The following is a 25,922-nucleotide window of genomic DNA, read 5'->3' as shown; positions in this document are numbered from 1 at the left end:
GCGGTTTTTACATGAGTGAATTTGATTATCATGGCGCCACTCGCTGTTAATCACCCATCACTCACGGAAAGTCCTCCATGAACACATTGATCAAGTCGGTCCTCACCACTCGCGCCGGTTACGGCCTGACTGTCCTGCGCGCCATCGTCGGTATCGCGTTCATCGCGCACGGCAGCCAGAAACTGTTCGGCGCCTTCGGTGGTTATGGCCTCGAAGGCACCGCGCAGTACATGGAAAGCCTGGGCCTGACGCCGGGTTACCTGATGGCGCTGATGTCGGGCAGCGCCGAATTCTTTGGTGGCCTGGGCCTGCTGCTGGGGCTGCTGGCTCGTCCCGCTGCGGTCGTGGTGATCCTGCTGTTGCTGGTGGCGATCTTCACCGTGCACATCCACAACGGCTTCTTCATGGCCAACAACGGCTACGAGTACGCGCTGGCACTGCTTGGCGGTGCCGTGGCAGTACTCATCGAAGGTGCAGGCAAGTTATCGCTGGACCGTATCATCGCCCGATAACCGGCTACGCTTGCTGTGCAGTGCCCGCTCTTGTAGCGGGCCTTGTGCGTTTGCAGGCACCCGCCATGAATGGCAATTGACAATGAATGGGACGTTTCTCTAGGATGCGTGCTCAAGCGCCGATTTAACAACTACTTGCGGGGCGCCTGGCAAGGCTGAAGTCTTGTCGAAATACCGCTAAAACGTTGGTTCGGTGTTGCCTCTCACCGCTGCCCAGCGGATCTTGCGAGGCAGAGAAACCACCATGAACAACCTGCGCCCCCTCATTCGTCTTTCTCCGATCAGCACGGTCTTGTCCCGCAAGAACCCGAAAATCCTTCTCAGCGGTTCCCATCAGCCCACGTTGTTGCGCTATCTCGACGGCTGGCCGCGTCGGCGTGGCGGCTCCTGTGCGTTTCTGATTCAGTTCGCCGAGACCCACCAGTCGCTGAGTCATTTTGCCGACGATCAATTCGACCTCGCCGTGGTGCAATCGCCGCAGGCAGATGATGTCGGGCAGGTGATTCATGACCTGACGCGCATCGCCCGGCAGGGTCTGATTACGCTGGGTTGAATCGCCTGATTCAGCCAATGGGCATAGAAGGCATATTGCTGGCCCCCGACGCGTGAATGGACAGGCAAAATCGCCGCCTTATCAAAGGATTAGGTGGTTTTCGCATGCGTTTGGTCTATTGTGCTCTGGCGTGCCTGACGCTTTTCGGGCTGGCGTTTTCCGTACAGGCCAGAAACGCCACGGAAAACGAGCGTTATCTGTGTCGTTGGGGCTCGGCCATTGCGGGTGGTGCGCAGGCCTCCAAGTTGTCAGGCGTTACTCGCTATGGCGCGCGGCAGAAGCTGCAGGCGCGCAAGTTTGCCAAACAATGGATGCGGCCCATGGCATTGCGTATCACGGAACAGACCTACGACAGCGAGTCGCGGCTCAAGCCTGATGCGGTGACCAAGGTCTATTACGACGGCTGCATCCAGCATGAGGTGGCGCGACGTTGAGTCTTTGTCGCCTGTCGAACTGATTTTTGCCGGGCCGGAGAAACTTCTTGAGTACAAAGATCATCACCCGTGACGGGCATGAAGCCCTGAAGAAAGAACTCGACTACCTGTGGCGAGAGCACCGGCCCGACATTACGCAAAAGGTCGCCTGGGCGGCATCGCTCGGGGATCGCAGCGAAAACGCCGATTACCAGTACAACAAGAAGCTGCTGCGTGAGATCGACCGACGCGTGCGCTATCTGCGCAAGCGCCTCGAAGACATGCGTGTCGTGCAGTATTCGCCGGAGCAGGAAGGGCGGGTGTTCTTCGGTGCCTGGGTCGAGATCGAAAACGAAGCGGGCGATCTCAAGAAATTCCGCATTGTCGGTTATGACGAAATCTATGGGCGCAACGACTACATCTCCATCGACTCGCCCATGGCTCGCGCCTTGCTGAAGAAGGAAGTGGGCGACGAGGTGCTGGTCAATACGCCCGAAGGCGAGAAGCTGTGGTTCGTGAACTCGATTGATTACGAAAAGTGAGGCCGGACGCAGAACGTCCGCAATTGCATTCTCACGCGGAGCGCTGATCGCTATACACAACTCCCGATAAGCGCGGAGAGTGGGGCTAAAACTTAGCGTCAGGCAGGATGCAGATCTCTGTGTGGAGTGACCGGGGCGGCGATCCGCATTGCTCACGAAGACGTTAGCCCAAACGCCCTGTTTCTGAAGGCTGTACCGGCCTCTTCGCGAGCAAGCTCGCTCCCACTGGATTTGTGAGTAGCCTCACCCCTCGCGCAGCACGGTCAGCGGGCTGACGTTCAGTGCGCGGCGGGTGCCGAATACACCGGCACCACCGACCAGCAAGGCGCCGATCACCGGGAGCAGCAGTAGCCATGGATGTGGCTGCCATTCCAGCGAAAAGGCGTAGCGGTACAGCACGAAGCTCACCAGCTCACAGCCCAATGCCGCCAGTACGCCACTGGCAGCCCCCAGCAAACCGAATTCGATGCGCCGCGACTTGATCAGCAGCGCTCGCTCTGCGCCCAGTGCGCGCAGCAGTGCGCCTTGCCGGATGCGTTCGTCCAGCGTGGCCTGCAATCCGGAAAACAGCACCGCGATACCTGCGGCCAGCACGAACAGCAGAACGAACTGCACGGCCAGGGTCACCTGATCGAGGATGCTGCGTACCTGCGCGAGCAGGGCCTCTACACCCAGAATGCTGATGGACGGGTAGGTGCGCGACAGCTCGACGATCTGCTTGTCCTGGCCGGGTGGCAGGTAAAAGCTGGTCAGGTAAGTGGTCGGCAAGTCGGCGAGGGTGCCGGGCTGGAAAATCATGAAGAAGTTGGGCTGGAAGGTATCCCAGTTCACGTCCCTGAGGCTGGTGACCACGGCGTCGCGGGTCAGTCCGCCGACGATGAAGCTCAGGCGGTCGCCCAGTTTGATTTTCAGGCTGTCGGCCAGTTTGGCCTCGATCGAGACACCGGGCATTGCATCGCTTTGCCCGGAATCAGGCAACGCTTTCCACCAGTTGCCGGCAGTCAGGGTATTGCCCTCGGGAAGCTCGGCGGCCCAGGTCAGGCTCAGGTCGCGACGCGTGGCATTTTCACCGCGCGAATCCTTGGTCACGAAGTTGCTGACAGGTTCGCCGTTGATGCTGGTCAGGCGTCCTGGCACCACCGGGTAAAGGGGCGCCGCGTGAGTGGACAGCTTGCTCAGCGTCTGGGCGAAGTTTTCTTTGTCGGCTGGCAGTACGTTGAGCACGAAATAGTTCGGTGCATCCTTGGGCAGCTGATTTTGCCAGGTGTCGAGCAGCTCACCGCGCAGCAGCGCGATCAAGCCCATCGACAGCAGAATCAGGCCGAAAGCCAGCGATTGTCCGGCAGCGGCCAGCGGGTAACGCAGCAGTTGCCCCAAACCCAGCCGCCAGGGCAGCGAGGCGCCGGACAGCAGACGGCGCAGGCTGTTGAGCGCCAGTAACAGCAGACTGCCGAGCAGCAGCGCGGCGACGATGCCGCCACCCAGCAGGGCGAAGGTCAAGACCAGATCCAGGCTCAGACGCCACATGATCAAGCCCAGCGCGAGCAGCGCTGCGCCATACACAAGCCAGGAGCTGGCGGGGATTGGCAGCATGTCGCGGCGCAGGACGCGCAGCGGCGGCACGCGACCCAGTGCAGCCAGCGGCGGCAGGGCGAAACCGGCCAGCGCTACCAGCCCGGTGCCCATGCCGGCCAGCGCAGGCAGTACGCCGCCTGGCGGAACGGTCGCCGGAAGCAGATTTTGCAGCAGCGCGAACAGACCGAGCTGTGCCAGCCAGCCCAGCAAGGCACCGCTCAGGCTGGCCAGCAAGCCGATGATCGCCAGTTGCAGGCTGAACAGGGTCATCGCCTCGCCGCGCGACAGTCCCAGGCAGCGCAGCAGGGCGCTGGCATCGAAGCGCCTTGCTGCGAATCGGGATGCCGACAGCGCCACGGCAACGCCCGCCAGCAACACGGCGACCAGACTGGCCATATTCAAATAACGTTCGGCCTTGCCCAGTGCGCCGCCAATCTGCTGGCTGCCATCGCGGGCGTCCTTGATTTCCTGATGCGGCTCAAGACCCGGCTCGATGGCTTTGCGATAGGCCGCCAGTGCCTCCGGCGGGCCGCTCCACATCTCCCGATAGGTGACCCGGCTGCCCGGCTGTACCACGCCGGTGGCGGCAAGGTCCTGCAGGTTGATCATCACGCGCGGGGTCAGGCTGTAGAAGTTGCCTGCCCGGTCTGGCTCGTAAGTCAGTATGCGGGTCAGTTTCAAGGTTTTGGAGCCGACATCGAGGTCGTCTCCGACCTTCAGGTCGACCGCAGGAAGCAGGCGTGCCTCGACCCAGGCTTCACCCGGTTGCGGACCGCTGCCAGCCTGTTCCGACTGGTACAGGTCTGCGGCGCTTTTCAGTTCGCCGCGCAATGGGTAAGCGTCGTCCACTGCCTTGATGCTCGACAGCTGGATACCTGCGTCGGTCGCGATCACGCTGGAAAAGACCACGATCTGCGCATGCTTGAGTTGCAGGCGTTTGCCTTCTTCGACCTGCTCGGCACGCGCCGGGCTCGAGCCTTCGAGGATCAGATCGGCACCCAGGAACTCGGTCGCCCGCAGCAGCATCGCGCCGTTCAGACGGGCGCCGAAATAACCGATGGCGGTGCTCGCCGCCACGGCGACCAGAAGGGCGAAGAACAACACCCGCAATTCTCCGGCGCGGGCATCGCGCATCAGTTGGCGGACAGCAAGGCTCAGCAGGCGGGCAAAAGGCAAACGTGCCATCAAGGCTCCAGCGGGGCGACCAGTCGGCCCCCTTCAAGACGGATCAAGCGACGGCAGCGATGCGCCAGACGCTCATCGTGAGTGACCAGCACCAGCGTGGTGTTGCGCTCCTTGTTCAGTTCGAAGAGCAGGTCGCTGATGCGTTCGCCAGTGTGGCTGTCGAGGTTGCCGGTGGGTTCGTCGGCGAACAGCACGTCGGGGTCGGCTGCGAAGGCGCGGGCAATGGCGACCCGTTGCTGTTCGCCACCCGACAACTGACGCGGCGTATGGGTCAAGCGCTGGCCGAGGCCCACCCGTTCCAGCAGGTCGCGGGCTTTTTCACGGGCGTCTTTGCGGCCTTCGAGCTCCATCGGCAGCATGACGTTTTCCAGCGCGTTCAGACTGTCGAGTAGCTGGAACGACTGAAACACGAACCCGACGTGCTCGGCCCGCACTCTGGCGCGCTGGTCTTCATCCAGCTCGCTGAGGTTGCGCCCCGAAAGGATGACTGAACCGGCGCTCGGCAGGTCCAGCCCGGCCAGCAAGCCGAGCAGGGTGGATTTGCCCGAACCGGAGGCACCGACGATGGCCAGCGTATCGCCCTTGTTTAGTTCCAGGGAGAGTTCGTGCAGGATGGTCAGGTCACCTTCGGTGCTGGGGACTACTTTGCTGAGGCTTTGGGCACTGAGAATACTTTCACTCATGGAGAATCCGATGCGTGCGTTGTTTTTAAGTGCTGGCCTGGGGTTACTGCTGCTGTCACAGGGCGCGTTGGCGGGCACGGTGTTGATCGTTGGGGATAGTATCAGTGCGGCTTTCGGGCTGGATACCCGCGTGGGGTGGGTCAGCCTGCTGGAACAGCGTCTGAGCAAGGAGGGTTTCGACGACAAGGTGGTCAATGCGTCGATCAGTGGCGACACCAGTGCAGGCGGCCAGGCGCGTTTGCCTGCGCTGCTTGCAGAGCATAAGCCGGAACTGGTTATTCTGGAGTTGGGCGGCAACGATGGCCTGCGCGGCCAGCAGCCTGCTCAATTGCAACAAAACCTTTCATCGATGATCGACCGTTCGCAGGCGGCAGGTGCCAAAGTGCTGTTATTGGGCATGCGTATCCCGCCCAACTACGGGCCACGCTACACCAAGGCTTTTGAAGAGGTTTACAGCAACCTGGCCAAGGAGAAAAAGGTTCCCTTCGTGCCATTCTTTCTCGAAGGTGTAGGCGGGGTGCCCGAACTGATGCAAGCCGATGGTCTGCATCCGGCGGCGGCCGCTCAGAGCAAGTTGCTAGAAAATGTCTGGCCGAGCCTGAAACCGCTGCTTTGAGGCTTTCCCGGGCGGGGGCTTTCGGCTAATGTGGCGCCCCCGATCTGGAGCCCCCCATGCCGCGTCCCGCCTGGTCCCTGTATGCCTATCAAATGCTTGAACCCGATGAGCAGCTGGATCTGTTCGCCTGTCAGGAAGTGCGCGTCCATCTGATCGCTCGCCAATTGGAGCTGGGCGGCTCGATCGACCGTACATTATGTGGCACGTTGTTGCCGGCCCAGCCGCAAATGCGCGCCGTCGAACTGCAGGCCATGCGCGATGAGCGTCTGTGTCCCTTGTGCAAGGCCATCATGGATGCGCAGCGCAGGGGTATGAATCCGATCTGGCCTGAACTCTAGCTGTCATCACTGCCGGAAGGCTAGCCGCAGATATCCCCGATCTGGCAAGGGCCGGTGTACACTTCAGTTCTTGCTTCCATCTCTTTAGTCGTTACCCGAAGGATCTCCCGGATGTTGTCGCGCATTCCAGCCGTTACCCGCTGTCTGTCGCTCGCTGCTCTGTGCGCGGCGAGCTCTGTCCATGCACTGGAGTTTCCGTTGCCGCCGCCCGGCGAAGACATCGTGGGGCAGGTGCAGGTCATCAAGGCCAAATACGAAGACACCTTCGCCGATCTGGGCACCCAATATGATCTGGGCTACCTGGAAATGATCGCTGCCAACCCTGGCGTCGATCCCTGGTTGCCGGGTGCAGGCAAGGACATCGTGCTGCCGACCCGTTTCATTCTGCCGCCGGGTCCGCGCGAAGGGATTGTCATCAACCTTGCCGAATACCGCATGTATTACTACCCCAAGGGGCAGAATGTCGTGCACACCTATCCGCTGGGTGTCGGTCGTGAAGGCTGGGGGTCGCCGATTGGCGTGACCAAGGTGACGGCCAAGACGCCGAACCCGACCTGGACGCCGCCGGCCTCGATCAAGGCCGAGCATGCGGCCGATGGCGATCCGCTGCCGGATGTAGTGCCGGCTGGCCCTGACAATCCGTTGGGGCCGTTCAAGTTCGGTCTGGGGCTTTCCGGCTACCTGATCCACGGCTCGAACAAGAAGTTTGGCATCGGCATGCGCACCAGTCACGGCTGTTTCCGCATGTACAACAATAACGTGCTGGAACTGGCCGACATGGCCCCGGTCGGTACGACCGTGCGCATCATCAGCGAGCCTTACAAGTTCGGCATCAGCGGTGGCAAGGTCTATCTCGAAGCGCACACGCCGGTTGATGACCTGGGCAACCCGTCGGTGGTCGACAAGCACACTGCGGTGATCAATGCGCTGCTCAAGCGTGACGACTTGGCCAACAACCTGCGCATGAACTGGGATGTGGTACGTGATGTGGTTGCGGCCGAAGACGGCATGCCGGTGGAGATCGCAGAACCGGGCAAAGCGCCTGCGAATGCTGAAGAACCGGTGATTTTTCAGTAAACCGTCGCCAGCAATTGCTCTCGTGCCAATGCGGAGCTTTGGCAAAAATTAGTTATCTTCCTGATACAGCAGAACAGTCATTCAGGCTTGCGCAGGCAATCACCCAGCCAGAAAACAGGCAAAAAAAAGCCGACCCGTTACCGGGTCGGCTTTCAATAATCCCGGGGGATTATTACTTGCGGCTGGCTTTGTCCAACATGCGCAGAGCGCGCTCGTTGGCTTCGTCAGCAGTTTGCTGAGCTTTTTGAGCAGCAGCCATAGCTTCGTCAGCCTTGCGGTAGGCTTCGTCGGCACGTGCTTGCGAACGAGCTGCTGCGTCTTCGGTAGCTGTCAGACGAGCTTCGGTTTCTTTGGATACGCTGCTGCAACCGGTAGCCAGAACTGCGGCCAGAGCCAGAGCAGAGAATTTCAGAACGTTGTTCATCGTGTTCACCTTCAAGGAATTTTTTTTCAAATTAGTCATCTCTCGAAAATGAGAAAACGACCGGCGTACATAGTACCCATTGTTTGTAGTAAGTAAACGGACCCGGCGCAAGAAGCTGCTAAAATTCCTCGCTTTGAAAGCGTTCCGCGTTACTTCTCAAGCGTTCTGTACAAAAACTATCCACTTTAACTGGACCTTTGCCTTGCTAAGGCGTTCCGAACAGTACGCGTAAGACCATGCCTGATTGACTGTCGGTCGGCACGTGAGCATTTCCAGGTGTTTTTACATCGACCGCGCTTGAGCATAGTCGCTAATGGCGCCTACTATCTCAATGTGATGTCCGTCGAGATCGGCAGTGCTCTACCGGTGTCGAAAACAGACACTGGGTGGCGTAGATGTTCCTTCGCCTGAAAAAGACCGGTAAGGTAGGGGTCAAATTCCAAGACCCGCGAGGAGTAGCGATGAGCGAGGCGTTGTCCATCCACCATGACGAAGTCGGCCACCATTTCGAAATCATTATCGACGGCCACCGTGCCTATCTGACGTATATGGATCTCGGCAAGCAGACCCTGGACTTCTATCGGACCTTCGTACCGGACGCCTTGCGGGGCCGCGGAATTGCCGCCGCCCTGACCAAGGAGGCGCTCGACTATGCCGACAGCATGGGCTATTCCGTCATACCGTCCTGCTCTTATGTCGAGCGCTATATGGAGCTGCATGATCTGCAGTCGCAGGCGGCTAAGCTCTGAAGACCTGTAGCTACCGACAGCGAGCATAAAAAAAACGCCGAGCATTTGCTCGGCGTTTTCGTTATTGCAGTGCAGTCGGTCAGGCAATTACTTGCGCTTGCGAGCTGGCAGCACGTCCTTGAGTTTCGCGTGCATGCTACGCAAGGTCTTTTCAGTGCTTTGCCAATCGATGCAGGCATCGGTGATGGACACGCCGTACTGCAATTCCGACAGGTCCTTGGGAATCGCCTGGCAGCCCCAGTTCAAATGGCTCTCGACCATCAGGCCGATAATCGATTCGTTGCCTTCGAGGATCTGGTTGGCGACGTTTTCCATCACCAGCGGTTGCAGCGCCGGGTCCTTGTTGGAGTTGGCATGGCTGCAGTCGACCATGATGTTCGGGCGAATGCCGGACTTGTTCAGCGCCTGCTCGCAGAGCGCAACGCTGACCGAGTCATAGTTGGGCTTGCCGTTACCGCCGCGCAGCACCACATGACCGTAGGCATTGCCTTTGGTGGTCACGATCGACACGCCGCCTTCCTGGTTGATACCCAGGAAACGATGCGGGCTCGACACCGATTGCAAGGCGTTGATGGCAACCGTCAGGCCGCCGTCGGTGCCGTTCTTGAAACCGACTGCCGAGGACAGGCCCGAAGCCATCTCGCGATGAGTCTGGGATTCTGTGGTGCGCGCGCCGATGGCCGACCAACTGATCAGGTCCTGCAGATACTGCGGAGAGATCGGGTCCAGGGCTTCGGTCGCGGTGGGCAGCCCCATCTCGGCCAGATCCAGCAGCAGCTGGCGACCGATGTGCAGGCCATCCTGGATTTTGAACGAGTCATCCAGGTACGGGTCGTTGATCAGGCCTTTCCAGCCTACCGTGGTACGTGGCTTCTCGAAATAGACGCGCATCACCAGATACAGCGTGTCAGACACTTCCGCAGCCAGCGCCTTGAGACGCTCGGCGTACTCCTTGGCTGCCTTCAGGTCGTGGATCGAGCACGGGCCGATCACGATGAACAGGCGGTGATCATGGCCATCGAGAATGTTGCGAATCACTTCGCGGCCCTGGCTGACGGTGTGCAGGGCAGCATCGGTCAGGGGGATGTCGCGCTTGAGCTGATCCGGAGTGATCAGAGTCTCGTTGGAGGCAACGTTGAGGTCGTCAATCGGTAAATCAGCCATCGTGTTACTCATCAGGTCGCGGGTACTGGCCGCCAACGGTCCCCCGTGCGGCGGTGCCCAGCAGGTTTGAGCGCAGCGGGGAGCCGAACCTTAGCGCGTTATCGCGTTGTTCGACAATAAGTAAACGAGGTATCGGCCAGGTCTTTGGCCGAGATGCGCTGCCTTATTGCAAGACAATCCGCTGCGACGGATAGTGTACGGCCGCAAATAGCGAGACAGTCAAGGGAGAGGTCATGAGTGTTGATTCCCGTCGTCCGCGCGTCGGCATCATAGGTACGGGTGCCATCGGGGGCTTTTACGGATTGATGCTGGCGCGTGCCGGATACGATGTGCATTTTCTGCTGCGCAGCGAGTTTGACACGGTGGCACGCGAAGGTTTGCAGGTCAAAAGCGCCGTGCATGGCGAGCTGTCCCTCAAGCCTGTTCAGGCGTATCGCTCGGCGGCTGAAATGCCACCTTGTGACTGGCTGCTGGTCGGCACCAAGAGCACCGGCAATGCCGCGCTCGGTCCGATCATTCGCCAGGCGGCTGCGCCGAACGCCAGCGTGCTGCTGTTGCAGAACGGTCTGGCTGTCGAAGACCAATTGCGTAACGTCCTGCCCGACAGCCTGCACATACTCGGCGGGCTGTGCTTCGTCTGCGTCAACCGGGTTGCGCCCGGCGTCGTCGCCCATGAAGCCTTCGGCGCGGTCAGTGTCGGCTATCACAGCGGCCCGGCGAAAGATGAGGCGAGCCGCATGGCGGTTGTCGAAGCCTGCGCGGCCCTGTTCAGGACAGCCGGCATCGACGCGCCGGTCATGGCCAATCTGCAACAGGCCCGCTGGCAGAAGCTGGTCTGGAATGTGCCCTACAACGGGCTATCGGCCTTGTTGCAGACCAGTACCGGCCGATTGATGGCCGACCCTGACAGCCAGGCCTTGATCCGGTCGCTGATGGACGAGGTCGTGCAGGGCGCCGAGGCCTGTGGGCATGCGTTGCCGCCGGGTTTCGCGCAGCATCTGTTTACGGTGACCGAAAGCATGCCGGATTACAGGCCCAGCATGTACCACGACCTGGCCGAAAGACGCCCGCTGGAGCTGGACGCCATTTATGCCAGGCCCCTCGCAGCAGCGCTTGCCGTCGGGTTTGACATGCCTCGCGTGCGGGCGCTTTATCAGGCACTGGCGTTCATTGATCGGGGCAACCACCCGGCAAGCAAGGAGTGATTCATGACAGAAGCTGAAGACCACAAGCTGGTACTGGCGATTTCATCGCGTGCGCTGTTCGATCTGCGCGACAGTCATGAGGTGTACATGGCCGATGGGGTCGAGGCCTACCGCAAGTATCAGATCGAACATGAGGACGAAATCCTCGCGCAGGGCGATGCCTTCCCGCTGGTCGAAAAATTGCTGAGCCTCAATGCCAGTCTGCAAAAGGCGCGCGTCGAAGTGGTGCTGGTGTCGCGCAACAGTGCCGATACCGGGCTGCGGGTCTTCAACTCGATTCAGCACTATGGGCTCGACATCAGCCGCGCCGCCTTTGCCGGCGGGCGCAGTCCTTATCCTTATCTCGCAGCGTTTGGCTGCCACCTGTTTCTCTCCACGCATGCCGAGGATGTACGCAGCGCCCTGGATGCCGGGTTCGCGGCCGCGACCATCCTTTCGGGTGGTGCACGGCGTGCAGCCAGCGCCGAGTTGCGGATTGCCTTCGATGGCGACGCCGTATTGTTTTCCGACGAATCAGAGCGGGTTTACCAGAGCGGCGGGCTGGCAGCCTTTCAGGCCAGCGAGCGTGAGTGGGCTCGCGAACCGTTGCGCGGCGGACCTTTCAAGCCGTTTCTCGCCGCACTCAATCAGCTGCAGCGCGAGTTTCCCGACGCGAGCTGCCCGATTCGCACCGCGCTGGTCACGGCTCGCTCGGCACCTGCTCATGAGCGCGTGATTCGTACCTTGCGCGAATGGGATATTCGTCTGGACGAGTCGCTGTTTCTCGGTGGTTTGCAAAAGTCGGCCTTCCTTGAAGCGTTCGCCGCCGATGTGTTTTTCGACGATCAGCCCGGCCACTGCGAGAAGGCGCGTGATGTGGTCGCGACGGGGCACGTTCCGCACGGCATCAGCAACGAAATAGTGCCACTTGCCGACGGGGGCTGAGAAGTCCGCCGTCACAGCCGATGATGCGCTGCTACGCTGAGTCAATCTCCGCCATTCCGGTTGTACGGGAGGTTGTATGGTCCGTTCGATGCTGTATGCCGCAGACCTCGGTCTGTACGCGCCTTATGTAACGCAGCACGCGCTGGCGCTGGCTCGAACGTTCAACGCCGAGCTGTACGTCATCCATGTCGTCGAGCCTCTGGGCCTGTTCGCCGAGTCGGTGCTGCAGAGTTACCTGGGCGAGGACGCGCTGAAAGAGCTTCGCGGCAAAGGTGTGAATGCGTTTCTGAGTGGAATAGAGCAACGAATGCTCGACGGGTTTCGTGAAGAATTGGGCGAAGGGCACTCGGACCTGTCCCTGATTCGTACGGTGCGTGTCGTTCAGGGCGAGCCTGCCAGCGTGATTCTCGAACAGGCGCACAGGCTGAATGTGGATTTGCTGGTGGTCGGCAGTCACAGCCGCAGGATGGAAGAGGGCACCTCGGTAGGCCGCACGGCTGCCAGGGTCCTGCAGTTTTCCGATGTGCCGGTCTACATGGTTCCGATGATGTTGAAAAAGGGGCGGGGGTAAGGGGGAAGGTCCAATTGGTGGTTTTAATGAAATCGAGCGTGCGATCACCTTACAAAGGTGATAAAAAGTTCTAGAATTATTCGTCTCACCATTAATCCAGTTATATACCGTCGCCGATACCCATAGGGTTTATCTGCTTTGAGGGATACATATGAAGCTCCAACAACTGCGCTACATTTGGGAAGTGGCGCACCACGACCTCAACGTTTCCGCGACGGCCCAGAGCCTTTACACCTCCCAGCCCGGCATCAGCAAGCAGATCCGTCTGCTTGAAGATGAACTGGGCGTCGAGGTTTTCGCCCGCAGCGGCAAGCACCTGACGCGTGTGACACCTGCAGGCGAGCGCATCATCACGACAGCGGGCGAGATCCTGCGCAAGGTTGAGAGCATCAAGCAGATTGCCCAGGAATTCTCCAACGAGAAGAAGGGCACGCTGTCGATTGCCACCACTCACACTCAGGCGCGCTACGCCTTGCCGCCGGTGATCAGCAACTTCATCAAGCAATACCCTGATGTCGCGCTGCACATGCACCAGGGCTCACCGATGCAGATCGCCGAAATGGCTGCTGACGGGACGGTTGACTTCGCCATCGCCACCGAGGCGCTCGAGCAGTTCAGCGATCTGGTGATGATGCCGTGCTATCGCTGGAACCGTTGCATTGTCGTGCCGCAGGGTCACCCGTTGACCAAGGCGCCGAAGCTGACGCTGGAACTGCTGGCTGAATACCCGATCGTGACTTACGTCTTCGGCTTCACCGGTCGTTCCAAGCTGGACGAAGCGTTCAGCCATCGCGGGCTGGTGCCCAAGGTCGTGTTCACGGCGGCGGATGCCGACGTGATCAAGACCTACGTCAGGCTGAACCTGGGGGTGGGTATCGTGGCAAGAATGGCGATAGACGAGGCAGTGGACAGCGACCTGGTGGTGCTCGATGCCAGTGATCTGTTCGAGTCCAGCGTGACAAAAATCGCCTTCCGTCGCGGCACCTTCCTGCGTGGCTTCATGTGCGATTTCATCGAGAAATTCGCGCCGCACCTGACCCGTGAAGTCATGGCCAAGGCGATTCAGTGCCATAACAAGCAGGAAATGGAAGAGCTGTTTGCCAATGTCGAGCTGCCGGTGCATTAGAGGCAGTTTTGAGCTACAAGCTACAAGCTACAAGCCAGAGCCCTACGCGCTTTGACTTGAAGCTTGAAGCTTGCCGCTCGCGACATTAGTCGCGCGCTATCAGGTTGCCCGCATGCAGTCCGCATTCCTTCTGCGTGGCTTCCTCCCACCACCAGCGACCCTCGCGCTCGTGCTGGTTCGGCAATACCGGGCGGGTGCAGGGTTCACAGCCGATGCTGATGAAGCCGCGCTCGTGCAGGCTGTTGTAGGGCAGCTCCAGCATGCGGATGTAGCCCCAGATTTCCTCGCTGCTCATCTGTGCCAACGGGTTGAATTTGTACAGCGTGCGCTCGGCTGTTGAAAAGGCGCTGTCGATTTCCACTGCGGCAACGGCGCTGCGGGTGCCGGGGCTCTGATCACGGCGCTGGCCGGTTGCCCAAGCGCTGACGCCAGACAGTTTGCGCCGCAGCGGCTCGATCTTGCGGATGCCGCAGCATTCGCCATGGCCGTCCCGGTAAAAGCTGAACAGGCCCTTTTCCTTGACGAAAGGTTCAAGCTTGCTGTGATCGGGCGAAACGATCTCGATCTCGATCTTGTAGTGCTCGCGGACCTGCTCGATGAAACGATAGGTTTCCGCATGCAGGCGCCCTGTATCGAGGCTGAAGACCTTGACGTTCTTGTTCAGCTTCCAGGCCATGTCGACCAGAACCACGTCCTCGGCACCGCTGAAAGAGATCCACAGTTCGTCGCCGAAGTGCTCGAAGGCCAGTTTCAGAATGTCTTGTGCAGATTTGTTCGCATAGGTCGTCGCCAGTTCAGCGACGTCGAAAGGTTGGCTCATCAGGCGGCTTCCTAAAATGCAAGAGTGGCGCTTAAGCGCTCGTGATGGCGGCAATGGTAACAAAATCCGCTGTTCAGTGGCCGTCGCCAGCGGCTAGAGTGCCGCTTCCGTCGAGAGTGAATGGTCTGAGGAGTGTGCTGTGGAAATTGCCTGTCTGGACCTCGAAGGTGTGCTGGTCCCGGAAATCTGGATCGCCTTTGCCGAGAAAACCGGCATTGAATCGCTGCGTGCCACCACGCGGGACATTCCCGATTACGACGTGCTGATGAAGCAGCGCCTGCGCATTCTCGATGAACATGGCCTGAAACTGGCGGATATTCAGGAAGTGATCGGCACCCTCAAGCCCCTGGAGGGCGCCGTGGAGTTCGTCAACTGGCTGCGCGAGCGGTTTCAGGTGGTGATTCTCTCGGACACGTTCTACGAATTCTCTCAGCCGCTGATGCGACAACTGGGTTTTCCGACCCTGCTGTGTCATCGCCTGATCACTGACGAGACCGACCGGGTGGTCAGTTACCAGTTGCGCCAGAAAGACCCCAAGCGACAGTCGGTGCTGGCCTTCAAGAGCCTGTATTACCGGATCATTGCTGCCGGCGATTCGTACAACGACACGACCATGCTGGGCGAGGCCGACGCTGGTATCCTGTTCCACGCTCCTGACAACGTGATCCGCGAATTCCCGCAGTTTCCGGCGGTGCACACTTTCGATGACCTGAAAAAGGAATTCATCAAGGCCTCGAATCGGGATTTGATGCTTTGAGGGCGAAGCCTCCGTTGCGCGCGACTGGAGACAGTTGACGCAGAGCGTCACGAAATGATCTGGCTATCGTGCCGACGCTCTGCGTCGGTATGCCGTTCTGGACGCTCTGCGTCCTCTTTGCGACGCAGAGCGGTTCAGAGTGCTTCAAGCGTCTCCAGCAGTACACGGACTTTGGTGAAGGTTTCCTGATATTCCGCCTCGCAGTCCGAGTCGGCGACGATGCCGCCACCGCCCCAGCAGGAAATCTGTCCGTCCTTGACCAACAGGCTGCGGATGGCGATTGAGCTGTCCATTTCGCCGCGCACGTCCAGGTACATCAGTGAGCCGCAATACAGGCTGCGGCGGGTCGGCTCCAGCTCGTCGATGATCTGCATGGCGCGGATCTTCGGGGCGCCCGTGATCGAGCCGCCGGGGAAGCTGCCGCCGATCAGGTCCAGTGCATCGTTGCCAGCGGCCAGCTCTCCGGTCACGCTGCTCACCAGATGGTGCACGTTGGGGTAGCTTTCCAGGCTGAACAGCTCGGGGACTTTCACCGAGCCGATGCGGCAGCTGCGGCCCAGGTCGTTACGCAGCAAATCGACGATCATCAGGTTCTCTGCGCGGTCCTTGTCGCTGGCCAACAATTCGGCGGCGAAGGCAGCATCCTGCGCCGGGTCGGCGCTGCGTGGCCGCGTGCCTTTGATCGGGCGGGTTTCGACCTGCCGGGCGCTGACCCGCACGAAGCGCTCGGGAGAAAGACTCAGAATCGCATCGGCCCCCGGCAGGCTCAGGTAGCCGGCGAACGGCGTCGGGCAAGCTGCTCGCAGCGCACAATAGGCGGCCCATGGCTCACCGACGCACTGCGCCTGAAAGCGTTGTGCAAAGTTCACCTGATAGCAGTCACCGGCCTGAATGTAGGCCTGAATGCGTTCGAAAGCCTGGCGATAGTTATCCGCGCTGATGCTGGCCTGAAACGGTTGGCTTAAGCGGAATTCCGTGTGCGGCTCAGGGATATCGACAGAGAACAGCTCAATCAGTCGTTTGCGCTCGCTGGCGGCTAGGGACGGGTGAAAAATCAGCTGGCTGGTCTGCTCCTGATGATCACTGATCAGCGCCCAGGCGTAGAGCCCCAGACGGGCCTCTGGCAGTTGCAGGTCGTCAATGGCCTGATCCGGCAACGGCTCCAGGCGTCGACCAAATTCATAACTCAGATAACCGATCAGGCCGCCAGCGAAGGGCAGCTCGCATCCGTCAGGCAGCTGCGCTGCGCCGAGCGCTTTGATGCTGTCGCGCAAGCGCTGGAGGTAGGCGGCGCCGTCTTCATCATCGGCAACGCTCAGTTCCTGCAGCGGCCATGCACTGAGCAGGTCATGTCGGCCCCGCACGGCTGTCGGCCTGCCGCTGTCGAGCAGCACCGCACCCGGCGCTTCGCGGATTCGCGCAAAGAACGCGATCGGGTCGGCGCTGTAGGGCAGGGGGTGTATCGAACAGATCGGCATCGTCGAATATCGGTCTTGGAAACGCGGCTGGCGATTGTAGCCTTGCCGGTGCGGCAGTCCTAGCGGTATGTCGGTTCAGACGCCGGGCACGTGACCGAACAGGTCCTGAACAAAGCTGACCCGCTCCTGCGCTGATTCCTGGCGTCCTTCGAGAGCCAGTTGCTCCAGACGCGCCTCGACGGCCTGAGTGCGATGGGTCAGGCCGCTGTCGTTGGCGATCTGGATGTTCAGGCCGGGACGGGCGTTGAGCTCCAGAATCAGCGGGCCTTTGTCCTGGTCCAGCACCATGTCGACGCCGATGTAGCCCAGGCCGCACAACTCGTAGCACTCGGCGGCAAGCTTCATGAAGCCGTCCCAGTTGGGCAGTTGCACGCCATCCACCGCGTGGGTGGTGTCCGGGTGCTTGCTGATGATGTTGTTCAGCCAGGTGCCTTGCAGGGTGACGCCGGTGGCCAGGTCCACACCCACGCCAATGGCGCCCTGATGAAGGTTGGCCTTGCCGCCTGATTGGCGGGTAGGCAGACGCAGCATGGCCATCACCGGATAACCCATCAGCACGATGATGCGGATGTCCGGTACGCCTTCATAGCTGATGCTTTTGAAGATCGGGTCCGGCACGACCCTGTATTCGATCAGTGCGCGGTCGCGGTGGCCGCCCAATGAATAAAGGCCGGTAAGGATGCTGGATACCTGATGTTCGATTTCCGAGTGGCTGATGATGCGTCCCGAGACGGTGCGAAAGCGCTCCTCGAAACGGTCGGCGATCACCAGAATGCCATCGCCGCCTGCGCCCTGTGCGGGTTTGATCACGAAGTCGCTGTGCCCACCGATGATCTCGTCGAGCCTGTCGATTTCCTTTTCCGTGGAAATCACGCCGTACATCTCCGGCACATGAATGCCTGCGGCGATGGCCCGCTCCTTGGTGATGATCTTGTCATCGACGATCGGATAGAGGCTGCGCTTGTTGTACTTGAGCACGTAGTCGGCGTTACGTCGATTGATGCCCATGATGCCGCGGGCTTCGAGCGCCTTCCAGGTTTTCCACCAGCCGATCACTTGGCCTTTTCCTCTTTCAGGAATGCCTTGAAGCGCACCAGTTCGGTCAGCCGGTAGCCACGGTATCTGCCCATCGCCAGCATGAAGCCGACCAGCACCAGCAGCACTGCCGGGAAGGTGAAGACGAAATAGGTCAGTTCCGGCACGCTCATGATCAGGTGCGCCAGCGACGCGGCGAACAGCGTACCGATGGCGACCTTCATGGCATGGCTGCCGCCACGCTCTTCCCAGGTGATCGACAGGCGTTCGATGGTCATGGTCAGAATCACCATCGGGAACAGCGCAACCGACAGGCCGCGTTCCAGCCCGAGCTTGTGGCTGAACAGGCTGATGGCGGCGATCAGCACCACGACGAAGGTCAGTACCACCGACAGGCGCGGCAGCATTTGCAGTTTCAGGTGCTCCAGATACGAGCGCAGTGACAGGCCCAGCGCGGTGATCACGGTAAACAGGGCGATGCCGAAGCCCAGTTGCGTTTCCCGGAAGGCCAGCGCAATCAGCACCGGGGTGAAGGTGCCCAGTGTCTGCAGGCCGATCAGGTTGCGCAGGATCAGGATGACCAGTACGCCAATCGGGATCATGACCATGATCATGAAGGTCTGCTGGGTCTGCAGCGGCAAGCCGTACAGCGAATAGGCCAGGAAGTCCGAGTCGGTGCTGGCGTCGGTCAGTTTGGCGAGGCGCATCGCGTTCATTTCACTGTTGTTGAGGCTGAACGTGACTTGCACCTTCTTGCCGCCTTCGACGCTGACCAGGCCTTCCTCGCCTGTCCACCAGAGCAGGCGATCGTCCGGCAGGCCGGCTTCGCCGGTGTCAGGATTGAAGTACAGCCATTCCTTGCCGTTGAAGCTGCGCAGCCAGAGTTCCGGTGTCTGCTGCTCGGCATCCAGGCGAATGGTGTGGGCTTTTTCCAGCGGTACGTGGGCGATCGACAGCAGCAGCTCGGTGACCCGGGCCTTGTTGGACGCCGAGTTATCACCGGCCAGCAGCAGTTTGACGTTATCGTCATTCAGGTTGTTAACGCGCTTGATCGCCTCGGTGATGAACGTCTCAACGTCCGCCGAATGCTGGCGAATGGGTGCCAGCAGCGCTTCCGCGGCGATCTTTTCCGGGCCTTCGACGGTCATGCTGTCGCGAAAGATAGGCCCTTTGACCTTGGGTTTTTCACCGCTGTAACGCTTGGTCAGCACCAGTCGGTAGTAAAGGGTCTGGTTGCCGGTGGCGCGACGGGCCGACCAGGTGACCTTGCGGTTGCCGTCAGCGCGGTTGACGCTGACGCCGTAATTGTTCGAGATGAAGCTTTCATTGAGGCTGATGTAGTCGTGGGCCAGCGGCGGCACGAACATTTGCACCTTCACCGAATCCTTGGGATTGGCGACGAACTCGACTTTGGCGTCGATATTCCACAGGTCATCGGTTTCGTCTTCGCTGACGGGTATGCCCAGCGCCAGAATCTGATAGGCCGTGATCGCGATGCCGAGGGTCACCAGGGCAGTGATCAGGATCTTCAGATGGAGTGTAAGAGAGCGCATGGATTTACTCTGCGTTTTGAGCGACGGAAGCGCAGCCGGGCTTCCCTGCCGCATATTTAAGACTTGGATCGACCAGCGCATCAAAGCGTTTCAAGGCTTCGGAGCCGATCAAAAGCGGGTATTGGAAAGCACTTCGGTCAGTCAAGTTCACTTCTATGGTGCGTAAAGATTCACCCATGCAGATATCGAGGCTGATTACCGGGCGTGACGAATACCGATTGTCATCATCCGGGTCGAGATCGTCGGCACGCCGCTTGATCTTGCTGACCCGCGCCAGGGGGCGCTCGATGGGGTGTACATGCTTGCTGTCGCTGGCCAGATAGAAGCGCACCCAGCTTTCGCCATCGCGCTTGAAATGTTTGATGTCGCGGGCGCTCAGTGAGGCGGTCTTGGCGCCGGTGTCGAGCTTGGCGGCGATCTCGATATCGACTTCGCTCAGCCTGGCGTATTCATTGAGGCCATAGACTGTCTTGTTGGCGGCCAGGGTCAGGCCGGGCAAAAACAGAAGGCCGAGCAGTGTGGGGAGGGTAGTCAGTCTCATAAATCCTGGCGCGATGAGCGAACAACTTCAGGGTCAGGGCGCAAATGGAATTGACCTGATGATGGTAGGGCAGGCGGTTCGCAGACGCTGGCTCCGCTGCGGAGCGCGCTGTACGGACGCGACGCATTCTAGCATGAAGCCCTGCAGCTGCCAGTGATCAACCTGTGTGGCTGTTCAGGTTGCTGTGTCGAGCAGCGCTTGCTCGTTTTGGCTGATTGTCGACAATGCAGGGTTTGGCTTTGACGTATTGAGCAAATATCGCTAGATTTGAGCGCATATAGTCATGAGGTGTCGACAATGCTGCAGGTGGTCGAAGAAACAATGACGGTTGCCGACGACTCGGAAACCCTCTCCGAGAACGTTTTCCGACGCATTCAAGCGGCCATCGTGAAAGGCGAGATTGCCCCCGGCAGCAAGATTTCCGAGCCGGAACTGGCTCGCACCTATGGCATCAGTCGCGGACCGCTGCGCGAAGCGATCCACCGGCTCGAAGGGCAGCGCCTGGTGGTTCGTGTGCCGCATGTGGGCGCCCGGGTGGTGTCGCTCAGTCATGCCGAACTGATCGAACTCTATGAAATTCGCGAGTCACTGGAGGGTATGGCCTGTCGTCTGGCCGCCGAACGCATGACCCAGGCTGAAATTGATGAGCTGCGCGGCGTTCTGGATACCCACGAACGCGACGCCGCGTTTCAGGCTGGGATCGGCTATTACCAGCAAGAGGGTGATTTCGACTTTCACTACCGCATCATTCAGGGCAGCGGCAATCGCACCCTCAGCCAGATGCTCTGCGGCGAGCTCTACCAATTGGTGCGCATGTACCGCATTCAGTATTCCACCACGCCCAACCGGCCTCGCCAGGCCTTTGCCGAACACCACCGCATTCTCGACGCCATCGCCGACCGCGACGGTGAGCTGGCCGAATTGTTGATGCGCCGCCATATCGGCGCGTCCAGACGCAACATCGAGCGCCACTATCAGGCGGCTTCTCAGACGACTTCCGACCGAGGTAAACAATGAGTCATAACAACAGCACTCCCGGCCAGCGTTTCCGCGATGCAGTCGCCAGCGAACAGCCGCTGCAAGTGGTCGGCGCGATCAATGCCAATCACGCACTGCTCGCCAGGCGTGCCGGTTTCAAGGCCATTTATCTTTCAGGTGGCGGAGTCGCTGCAGGATCACTGGGTATTCCGGACCTGGGGATCACCGGTCTTGAAGACGTGCTGATCGATGTGCGGCGCATCACCGACGTTTGCGATCTGCCGTTGCTGGTGGACGTCGACACCGGTTTCGGTTCTTCGGCTTTCAACGTGGCGCGGACCGTGCGCTCGATGATCAAGGCCGGGGCGGCGGCGATTCACATCGAGGATCAGGTCGGTGCCAAGCGTTGCGGGCACCGTCCCAACAAGGAAATCGTTTCTCAGCAGGAAATGGTCGACCGGATCAAGGCTGCCGTGGATGCCCGGACTGACGACAGCTTCGTGATCATGGCGCGTACCGATGCGCTGGCCGTTGAAGGGCTGGAGTCGGCGCTGGAACGTGCCGCTGCCTGTATTGAAGCCGGCGCCGACATGGTGTTTCCCGAGGCCATCACCGAACTGGCGATGTACAAGCAATTCGCCAACCGCGCAGGCGTGCCGATCCTCGCCAACATCACCGAGTTCGGCGCCACGCCGTTGTTTACGGTCGATGAGCTGCGCGAGGCGGATGTCTCGCTGGTGCTGTATCCGCTTTCCGCATTCCGTGCGATGAACAAGGCTGCGGAAAATGTCTACGGCGCTATCCGCCGTGACGGCAGCCAGAAAAACGTGATCGACAGCATGCAGACGCGCATGGAGCTGTATGACGCGATCGATTACCACACATTCGAGCAGAAGCTGGATGCGCTGTTTGCGCAGAAGAAGGGGTGATGCCTGTGAAATACCGGGCTTCTGGCCGCAGGCCGTAGGAGCGAACTTGTTCGCGAAAGGGCCGGTATATTCTTCGAAGATGTACCGTCTGAACCACAGTCTTCGCGCCCCATCACAAAAAAACGAAATTGGAGAACACCATGGCTGAAGCAAAAGTATTGAGCGGTGCCGGGCTGCGCGGTCAGGTTGCCGGGCAGACGGCGTTGTCCACCGTAGGCATGGCCGGTGCCGGGCTGACCTATCGAGGCTATGACGTGCGCGATCTGGCTGCCGAGGCGCGTTTTGAAGAAGTGGCCTACCTGCTGCTGTACGGCGAACTGCCCAATCAGGCCGAATTGTCTGCCTATATGGACAAGCTCAAGCGCCTACGCGATCTGCCGCAGGCCCTGAAAGAAGTGCTGGAGCGCATACCCGCCGACACGCATCCGATGGATGTGATGCGCACCGGTGCTTCCATGCTCGGCACCCTGGAGCCGGAGCGCAGCTTCGATCAGCAGCGCGACTCGACCGACCGTCTGCTCGCAGCGTTCCCGGCGATCATGTGTTACTGGTATCGCTTCAGTCACGACGGCAAACGTATCGACTGCACCTCGACCGAAGACTCCATCGGCGGGCATTTTCTGCACCTGCTGCTCGACAAGGCACCCAGCGAACTGCACCGCAAGGTCATGGACGTCTCGCTGATTCTGTACGCCGAGCACGAATTCAATGCCTCGACCTTCACTGCTCGCGTCTGCGCGTCGACCCTGTCGGACCTGTATTCCTGCGTTACGGCAGCCATCGGCACCTTGCGCGGCCCGCTGCACGGTGGTGCCAACGAGGCTGCAATGGAAATGATTCAGCGCTTCGCCTCGGCTGAAGAGGCAACCAAAGGCACGCTGGGCATGCTGGAGCGCAAGGAAAAGATCATGGGCTTTGGCCATGCGATCTACAAGGAGTCCGACCCGCGCAACGAGGTGATCAAGGGCTGGTCGAAGAAGCTCGCCGAGGAAGTGGGCGATACGGTGCTGTTCCCGGTCTCCGAGGCCATCGACAAGGTCATGTGGGAGCAGAAGAAACTGTTCCCCAACGCCGACTTCTACCATGCCTCGGCGTATCACTTCATGGGCATCCCGACCAAGCTGTTTACGCCGATCTTCGTCTGCTCACGCCTGACCGGCTGGGCCGCGCACGTTTTCGAGCAGCGCGCCAACAACCGCATCATTCGCCCGAGCGCCGAGTACATCGGCGTCGAACAGCGCGCGTTCGTACCTCTGGAACAGCGCTAGGCTCTGTACGAAAAGTCGGCGAGCGAAGGTCAGGCGAGGCAAAAACAGGCGAGGAACGGCCGGGGTCGCGTTCGACTCTACGTGTTGTAAATGAGCATTCCGAGCCTGTTTTTAACGAAGCATCACCGAGCGCAGCCACTTTTCGTACAGAGCCTAAAAGGGGGCAGGGGAGCCGCTGAAGCTCCCCACCCGTATTCCGAACACTCCGTGATCGAGTCCCGCAATGAACAGTGAATTTCGCAAACCGCTCCCTGGCACCCGACTGGATTATTTCGACGCTCGGGCAGCCGTCGAGGCGCTCAAGCCCGGTGCCTATGCCACGCTGCCCTACACCTCACGGGTGCTGGCCGAGAACCTGGTGCGCCGTTGTGATCCGGCGACCTTGAATGCCTCGTTGACCCAGCTCATCGAGCGCAAGCGTGATCTGGATTTCCCCTGGTTCCCGGCACGCGTGGTCTGCCACGACATTCTGGGTCAGACCGCGCTGGTCGACCTTGCCGGGCTGCGCGACGCTATCGCTTCGCAGGGCGGCGATCCTGCGCTGGTCAATCCGGTGGTTCCGGTGCAACTGATCGTCGACCACTCGCTGGCAGTGGAGTCCGACGGTAATGACCCGCAGGCGTTCGCCAAGAACCGCGCCATTGAAGACCGTCGCAACGAAGACCGTTTTCATTTCATCGACTGGACCAAGCAGGCGTTCAAGAACGTCGAAGTGATCCCGCCGGGCAACGGCATCATGCACCAGATCAATCTGGAGAAAATGTCACCGGTGGTGCAGGTGCTCGACGGCGTAGCCTTTCCCGACACACTGGTGGGCACGGACAGCCACACGCCACATGTCGACGCCCTGGGTGTGATTGCCATCGGCGTCGGCGGGCTCGAGGCCGAGAACGTCATGCTCGGGCGCGCCTCGTGGATGCGCCTGCCGGACATCATCGGCGTCGAACTGACCGGGCGCCATCAGCCAGGCATCACCGCCACCGACCTGGTGCTCGCGCTGACCGAATACCTGCGTCAGCAGAAAGTGGTCGGTGCCTATCTGGAGTTTTACGGCGCAGGTGCGTCGAGTCTGACTTTGGGCGACCGGGCGACGATCTCCAACATGGCGCCTGAATATGGCGCGACGGCGGCGATGTTTTCGATTGATTCGCAAACCATCGACTACCTGCGTTTGACAGGTCGCGAGGACGAGCAGGTCAAGCTGGTCGAGCTGTATGCCCGGCACACCGGTCTTTGGTCGGACAGCCTGAGCGAGGTGCAGTACGAGCGGGTGCTGAGTTTCGATCTGTCCAGTGTGGTGCGCAACATGGCTGGACCCTCCAATCCTCATGCGCGGGTCGCCACCGCCGATCTGGCGGCCAGAGGGATTGCCGGGCAATGGGACGAGGTGCCGGGCCAGATGCCCGACGGCGCGGTGATCATCGCTGCGATCACCAGTTGCACCAACACCAGCAACCCGCGCAACGTCATTGCCGCCGGTCTGCTGGCACGCAACGCCAACCGCCTGGGGCTGCTGCGCAAGCCGTGGGTGAAATCATCGCTGGCACCCGGCTCGAAAACCGTGGCGCTGTACCTGGACGCAGCAGGGCTGACCTCTGAGCTGGAGCAACTGGGTTTTGGCGTCGTAGCCTTTGCCTGCACCACCTGCAACGGCATGTCCGGCGCGCTCGATCCGCTGATCCAGCAGGAAATCATTGACCGTGATTTGTACGCCACGGCAGTCCTGTCCGGTAACCGTAATTTCGACGGGCGTATTCACCCCTATGCCAAGCAGGCCTTTCTGGCCTCGCCGCCCCTGGTGGTGGCGTATGCCATTGCCGGAACCATCCGTTTCGATATTGAAAACGATGTGCTGGGCGTCGCCGAGGGCCGGGAAATCCGTCTCAAGGATATCTGGCCGAGCGATGAAGAGATTGATGCCGTCGTGCAGGCGTCGGTCAAGCCGGAGCAGTTCCGCCAGGTCTATATCCCGATGTTTGCCATCGAAGAGCACACCGGGCCGAAGGTCGAGCCGCTCTACGACTGGCGTCCGATGAGTACCTACATCCGTCGCCCGCCCTACTGGGAAGGCGCGCTGGCCGGAGAGCGCACGCTCAAGGGCATGCGGGCGCTGGCCGTACTGCCGGACAACATCACCACCGATCACCTGTCGCCGTCCAACGCGATCATGCTCGACAGTGCGGCGGGCGAGTACCTGGCGAAAATGGGCCTGCCGGAGGAAGACTTCAACTCCTATGCAACCCATCGGGGCGACCACCTGACCGCTCAGCGCGCGACCTTTGCCAACCCGCAACTGATCAACGAGATGGCAGTGGTCGACGGCAAGGTCAAAAAAGGCTCGCTGACCCGTATCGAACCCGAAGGCGTGGTCACGCGCATGTGGGAAGCCATCGAAACCTACATGGCGCGCAAGCAACCGTTGATCATCATTGCCGGTGCCGACTATGGGCAGGGCTCGTCCCGTGACTGGGCGGCCAAAGGCGTCAGGCTGGCGGGCGTCGAAGTGATTGCTGCAGAAGGGTTCGAGCGTATTCACCGCACCAACCTGGTCGGCATGGGCGTGCTGCCGCTGGAGTTCAAGCCGGGCACCAGCCGTCTGACCCTGGGCATCGACGGCAGCGAAACCTTCGATGTGATCGGCCAGCGCACACCGCGCGCGACGTTGACGCTGGTGATTCAACGCCGTAACGGCGAGCGCGTCGAGGTGCCGGTGACCTGTCGTCTGGACACCGCCGAAGAGCTCTCTATTTATGAGGCGGGCGGCGTATTGCAGCGTTTTGCTCAGGACTTTCTGGAGGCTACTGCATCATAGCTACGCTGGAGCGTGAGGAACGCCAAGTGTGCGCAAGAGCACTATCGTGCCCATGCTCCGCGTTGGCATGCAGTTCTGGACGCTCTGCGTCCGA

Annotated in this window: 26 protein-coding genes; 17 read left to right on the top strand and 9 right to left on the bottom strand. The window is 60.3% G+C overall.

Annotated features, from left to right (window positions below):
* Window positions 1-77 precede the first annotated feature (77 nt).
* From JOE29_RS14385 to greB, 4 genes are all read left to right on the top strand, one after another.
* A complete protein-coding gene (locus JOE29_RS14385; protein ID WP_057407167.1) occupies window positions 78-512 on the top strand; it encodes a DoxX family protein in 435 nt (144 codons plus the stop codon).
* A gap of 244 nt (window positions 513-756) precedes the next feature.
* On the top strand, window positions 757-1,065 hold the full coding sequence (locus JOE29_RS14380) for a hypothetical protein (protein ID WP_003316620.1): 309 nt from the start codon (window positions 757-759) through the stop codon (window positions 1,063-1,065).
* A gap of 104 nt (window positions 1,066-1,169) precedes the next feature.
* Window positions 1,170-1,499, top strand: coding sequence for a hypothetical protein (locus tag JOE29_RS14375; RefSeq protein ID WP_024693468.1), 330 nt, complete (start codon window positions 1,170-1,172; stop codon window positions 1,497-1,499).
* A gap of 47 nt (window positions 1,500-1,546) precedes the next feature.
* A complete protein-coding gene (gene greB, locus JOE29_RS14370; protein WP_003316622.1) occupies window positions 1,547-2,020 on the top strand; it encodes a transcription elongation factor GreB in 474 nt (157 codons plus the stop codon).
* 243 nt (window positions 2,021-2,263) lie between these two features.
* On the opposite strand, the gene JOE29_RS14365 is transcribed toward greB, so the two are convergent.
* Window positions 2,264-4,780 carry an ABC transporter permease gene (locus JOE29_RS14365; RefSeq protein ID WP_210079629.1) on the bottom strand — a complete coding sequence of 839 codons (2,517 nt, stop codon included), beginning with the start codon at window positions 4,778-4,780 and terminating at the stop codon, window positions 2,264-2,266.
* Window positions 4,780-5,463, bottom strand: a complete 684-nt coding sequence (locus JOE29_RS14360; RefSeq protein ID WP_003406778.1) for an ABC transporter ATP-binding protein — start codon at window positions 5,461-5,463, stop codon at window positions 4,780-4,782. The genes JOE29_RS14365 and JOE29_RS14360 overlap by 1 nt, the downstream gene beginning before the upstream one ends.
* Before the next feature lie 10 nt (window positions 5,464-5,473).
* On the opposite strand from JOE29_RS14360, the gene JOE29_RS14355 reads away from it, so the two are divergent.
* The 3 genes from JOE29_RS14355 (at window position 5,474) to JOE29_RS14345 (ending at window position 7,494) form a co-directional block, all read left to right on the top strand.
* Window positions 5,474-6,079 carry an arylesterase gene (locus JOE29_RS14355; protein ID WP_003392898.1) on the top strand — a complete coding sequence of 202 codons (606 nt, stop codon included), beginning with the start codon at window positions 5,474-5,476 and terminating at the stop codon, window positions 6,077-6,079.
* Window positions 6,080-6,135: 56 nt separating this feature from the next.
* A complete protein-coding gene (locus tag JOE29_RS14350) occupies window positions 6,136-6,417 on the top strand; it encodes a hypothetical protein (RefSeq protein ID WP_003315714.1) in 282 nt (93 codons plus the stop codon).
* A 111-nt stretch (window positions 6,418-6,528) separates the two neighbouring features.
* Window positions 6,529-7,494 (top strand): L,D-transpeptidase family protein, encoded by a 966-nt coding sequence (locus JOE29_RS14345; protein ID WP_003423665.1) that lies wholly within the window; start codon window positions 6,529-6,531, stop codon window positions 7,492-7,494.
* Window positions 7,495-7,666: 172 nt separating this feature from the next.
* Here the strand turns inward: JOE29_RS14345 and JOE29_RS14340 are convergent, their stop codons facing one another.
* Window positions 7,667-7,918 carry an Lpp/OprI family alanine-zipper lipoprotein gene (locus JOE29_RS14340; protein WP_003347084.1) on the bottom strand — a complete coding sequence of 84 codons (252 nt, stop codon included), beginning with the start codon at window positions 7,916-7,918 and terminating at the stop codon, window positions 7,667-7,669.
* 461 nt (window positions 7,919-8,379) lie between these two features.
* On the opposite strand from JOE29_RS14340, the gene JOE29_RS14335 reads away from it, so the two are divergent.
* Window positions 8,380-8,667, top strand: coding sequence for a GNAT family N-acetyltransferase (locus JOE29_RS14335; protein ID WP_003315710.1), 288 nt, complete (start codon window positions 8,380-8,382; stop codon window positions 8,665-8,667).
* Between the two features lie 87 nt (window positions 8,668-8,754).
* On the opposite strand, the gene JOE29_RS14330 is transcribed toward JOE29_RS14335, so the two are convergent.
* A complete protein-coding gene (locus tag JOE29_RS14330; RefSeq protein WP_004418244.1) occupies window positions 8,755-9,831 on the bottom strand; it encodes a 3-deoxy-7-phosphoheptulonate synthase in 1,077 nt (358 codons plus the stop codon).
* 233 nt (window positions 9,832-10,064) lie between these two features.
* Here JOE29_RS14330 and JOE29_RS14325 point away from each other — a divergent pair, with 233 nt between their 5' ends.
* The 4 genes from JOE29_RS14325 to cysB all read left to right on the top strand — a co-directional run bounded on the left by JOE29_RS14325 (window position 10,065) and on the right by cysB (window position 13,657).
* Window positions 10,065-11,036, top strand: coding sequence for a putative 2-dehydropantoate 2-reductase (locus JOE29_RS14325; RefSeq protein WP_044311563.1), 972 nt, complete (start codon window positions 10,065-10,067; stop codon window positions 11,034-11,036).
* A gap of 3 nt (window positions 11,037-11,039) precedes the next feature.
* Window positions 11,040-11,960 (top strand): 5'-nucleotidase, encoded by a 921-nt coding sequence (locus JOE29_RS14320; RefSeq protein ID WP_003347087.1) that lies wholly within the window; start codon window positions 11,040-11,042, stop codon window positions 11,958-11,960.
* A gap of 76 nt (window positions 11,961-12,036) precedes the next feature.
* Window positions 12,037-12,531 carry a universal stress protein gene (locus tag JOE29_RS14315; protein WP_032660653.1) on the top strand — a complete coding sequence of 165 codons (495 nt, stop codon included), beginning with the start codon at window positions 12,037-12,039 and terminating at the stop codon, window positions 12,529-12,531.
* 151 nt (window positions 12,532-12,682) lie between these two features.
* Window positions 12,683-13,657, top strand: a complete 975-nt coding sequence (gene cysB, locus JOE29_RS14310; protein WP_003315705.1) for an HTH-type transcriptional regulator CysB — start codon at window positions 12,683-12,685, stop codon at window positions 13,655-13,657.
* A gap of 85 nt (window positions 13,658-13,742) precedes the next feature.
* On the opposite strand, the gene JOE29_RS14305 is transcribed toward cysB, so the two are convergent.
* Window positions 13,743-14,477 carry a phosphoadenylyl-sulfate reductase gene (locus JOE29_RS14305; protein WP_024665449.1) on the bottom strand — a complete coding sequence of 245 codons (735 nt, stop codon included), beginning with the start codon at window positions 14,475-14,477 and terminating at the stop codon, window positions 13,743-13,745.
* A gap of 139 nt (window positions 14,478-14,616) precedes the next feature.
* Here JOE29_RS14305 and thrH point away from each other — a divergent pair, with 139 nt between their 5' ends.
* Window positions 14,617-15,234, top strand: a complete 618-nt coding sequence (thrH, locus tag JOE29_RS14300) for a bifunctional phosphoserine phosphatase/homoserine phosphotransferase ThrH (RefSeq protein ID WP_003347091.1) — start codon at window positions 14,617-14,619, stop codon at window positions 15,232-15,234.
* Between the two features lie 134 nt (window positions 15,235-15,368).
* Here the strand turns inward: thrH and pabB are convergent, their stop codons facing one another.
* The 4 genes from pabB to JOE29_RS14280 form a co-directional block, all read right to left on the bottom strand.
* On the bottom strand, window positions 15,369-16,712 hold the full coding sequence (pabB, locus tag JOE29_RS14295; RefSeq protein WP_210079628.1) for an aminodeoxychorismate synthase component I: 1,344 nt from the start codon (window positions 16,710-16,712) through the stop codon (window positions 15,369-15,371).
* 75 nt (window positions 16,713-16,787) lie between these two features.
* Entirely contained in the window at window positions 16,788-17,765 is a 978-nt protein-coding gene (locus tag JOE29_RS14290; protein ID WP_177231968.1) for an alpha-L-glutamate ligase-like protein, read from the bottom strand.
* Window positions 17,765-19,300: an inactive transglutaminase family protein gene (locus JOE29_RS14285; protein ID WP_003416135.1), complete on the bottom strand. Its 1,536-nt coding sequence runs from the start codon at window positions 19,298-19,300 to the stop codon at window positions 17,765-17,767. The genes JOE29_RS14290 and JOE29_RS14285 overlap by 1 nt, the downstream gene beginning before the upstream one ends.
* Before the next feature lie 4 nt (window positions 19,301-19,304).
* Window positions 19,305-19,841, bottom strand: coding sequence for an ATP-dependent zinc protease (locus tag JOE29_RS14280; RefSeq protein ID WP_210079627.1), 537 nt, complete (start codon window positions 19,839-19,841; stop codon window positions 19,305-19,307).
* Window positions 19,842-20,138: 297 nt separating this feature from the next.
* Between JOE29_RS14280 and JOE29_RS14275 the strand changes: the two genes are divergently transcribed.
* The 4 genes from JOE29_RS14275 (at window position 20,139) to acnD (ending at window position 25,828) form a co-directional block, all read left to right on the top strand.
* On the top strand, window positions 20,139-20,858 hold the full coding sequence (locus JOE29_RS14275; protein ID WP_198709157.1) for a GntR family transcriptional regulator: 720 nt from the start codon (window positions 20,139-20,141) through the stop codon (window positions 20,856-20,858).
* The gene (gene prpB, locus JOE29_RS14270; protein WP_003416137.1) at window positions 20,855-21,748 is read left to right on the top strand and encodes a methylisocitrate lyase; all 894 of its coding nucleotides are present in this window, start codon (window positions 20,855-20,857) and stop codon (window positions 21,746-21,748) included. The genes JOE29_RS14275 and prpB overlap by 4 nt, the downstream gene beginning before the upstream one ends.
* 140 nt (window positions 21,749-21,888) lie before the next feature.
* Window positions 21,889-23,016 (top strand): 2-methylcitrate synthase, encoded by a 1,128-nt coding sequence (prpC, locus tag JOE29_RS14265; RefSeq protein WP_032660663.1) that lies wholly within the window; start codon window positions 21,889-21,891, stop codon window positions 23,014-23,016.
* A gap of 223 nt (window positions 23,017-23,239) precedes the next feature.
* On the top strand, window positions 23,240-25,828 hold the full coding sequence (acnD, locus tag JOE29_RS14260) for a Fe/S-dependent 2-methylisocitrate dehydratase AcnD (protein WP_103693430.1): 2,589 nt from the start codon (window positions 23,240-23,242) through the stop codon (window positions 25,826-25,828).
* Window positions 25,829-25,922 lie beyond the last annotated feature (94 nt).

It is taken from the genome of Pseudomonas sp. PvP009 (assembly GCF_017832995.1).
Taxonomy (GTDB): domain Bacteria; phylum Pseudomonadota; class Gammaproteobacteria; order Pseudomonadales; family Pseudomonadaceae; genus Aquipseudomonas; species Aquipseudomonas syringae.
This window is presented reverse-complemented; position numbering and strand designations above follow the sequence as displayed.